Source organism: Pseudomonas sp. (assembly GCF_049590575.1).
Lineage (GTDB): Bacteria > Pseudomonadota > Gammaproteobacteria > Pseudomonadales > Pseudomonadaceae > Aquipseudomonas.
Genome location: NZ_JBAWDE010000302.1, coordinates 1 through 1,582, shown reverse-complemented (window position 1 = coordinate 1,582; position 1,582 = coordinate 1). Strand labels below are relative to the sequence as shown.

Sequence of the window (1,582 nt, the reverse complement as noted above, 5' to 3'; positions counted from 1 at the left end):
GGAACTTAAAAGTGAGCGCTGTGGGAACATCGTGGGAACTTGTCGCGACAGAATCCCCCACGACTCGATGCTCAACATGACGATCAAAAAAACAACGATCACCATGACGTACCACCACGAACAATGGAGAATGATCCCGACGCACCGGGCCTGATTGAGCGTCCGAAAATCCCAGGCAAATTAGTTAAGTGGCATGGTGGATCAGGGTATAAAAAAGAACGACACGCCACCCCTAAGGAAATTAGGCGGGCGGTGACATTTACTGACATTAGGTGATCTAAACAATCGCGCGGGTGCGCGAAGGTGTGATCGGTGGTGCACATCATCGTTTGTTATCCATCATCATCATCACTCATCGTTCGCCGTCGTGCAGCAGTGGCCACCAGCGACGGTCAACGTCGATCAGTGACCATCATCGACCAGTTGCGCCAACTGGTGACCGGGTATGCGCGCCAGCGTCGCCTTGGCCTTCATCATCAGCCGTCATCGACAAGGCGCATCCGTCATCGTCACTCATCCGCACTGCCACCATCTCCCGCGCTTCCGCAGTCGTGCAGCAGGCACCGTCGTCGATTACAAGCAGCGCAGCCCATTCTGTCATCCGGCATAGAGGCCGCTCATCGTTCGATAGCGGTCATCATGGGGCGCACCCATCGCGCCGTCGCTGCTGCGCCGTCACGACGGTTGCTGATGCTGACGGCTGATGCTTAGCCGCGTCTTGTTCCCGGCCCTGATGGAGGCGGGGGCCGGGAACAAAACGCGGTGGTGGTGATTGTGGTGCGCCGCTACGCTGGTCTGGTGGTGCTTGCCGACCTTGGAGCTTGTCCTATGTGGTGGACCAGCGGAGTCTCTATCGGCGTCGCGCCGCGTTAACTCCAGATTGTAACGATCAACTTTCCATATTCGGCGGCTCGTTTTTGTATCGCTGCAACGTCCCACACTTTCGTATTTGGAAGTTCCTTCGTAATCTTAATTTCGGAAATTGAGTACTGATCTTTGTACTTATCAGCATAAGCCTTGTTCGCCGCCTTGTTATTAATCTTCCGTCCCAAAACCGTCAGATTTCCAATATTCCAGATATAAGGTTCGAGAACCGTGCGTGTAGGCCACTCGGCCCCAGCATTTCGGGGGAAGACATGTTCTACATTGGCCTGATCCATTCCGATTTCTTTTGTCGCACTTTGTTTGCTGTTCGCAATCTCTCGCATAATCCATCCAGCCTCGCTTTGCGTGAGCACAAGATCTTCAGTCTTCTGCTGCACAAGCGAATCAATGGGATTGAGTTTATCCAGCAAAGGTTTAGCTGACTTCAACGCCTGTTTGCTAGATTTTCCACTCGTTCTTGATGATCTAATTGCGCGTGCAGCCTCGTAGAAAGCTGTCTCAAGGTCTGTGGGATTTTGATTCGCGATGAGAGTGTGTCGGATATAAATAGAAATAATTCTCTTTAAAAGCTTTTCAAAATCAGTCGGTGACAAACAGACGTACCCAGCGAGAACGAGCGGAAGGGCGCTTTGGACGTCGAGATGCTTCACGAGTCCCTCTAGGTAATTTTTGACCGTCTTAGAGACCTGTGCTGTGG

General features: G+C 52.3%; 2 protein-coding genes. One reads left to right on the top strand and one right to left on the bottom strand.

Features of this window, described 5'->3' with window-relative positions; genetic code table 11:
* The first annotated feature begins 445 nt into the window (after positions 1–445).
* Entirely contained in the window at positions 446–610 is a 165-nt protein-coding gene (locus tag WBR57_RS21150) for a hypothetical protein (RefSeq protein WP_424086293.1), read from the top strand.
* 259 nt (positions 611–869) lie between these two features.
* Here WBR57_RS21150 and WBR57_RS21145 read toward each other — a convergent pair.
* Positions 870–1,582 (bottom strand): HNH endonuclease family protein (locus tag WBR57_RS21145; protein ID WP_424086291.1); only part of this gene is annotated, 713 nt, incomplete at its 5' end.

What these genes read in the sequence shown, in the direction of transcription:
- WBR57_RS21150 (WP_424086293.1), top strand. Translation starts at nt 446, where the DNA reads ATGCGCGCCAGCGTCGCCTTGGCCTTCATCATCAGCCGTCATCGACAA.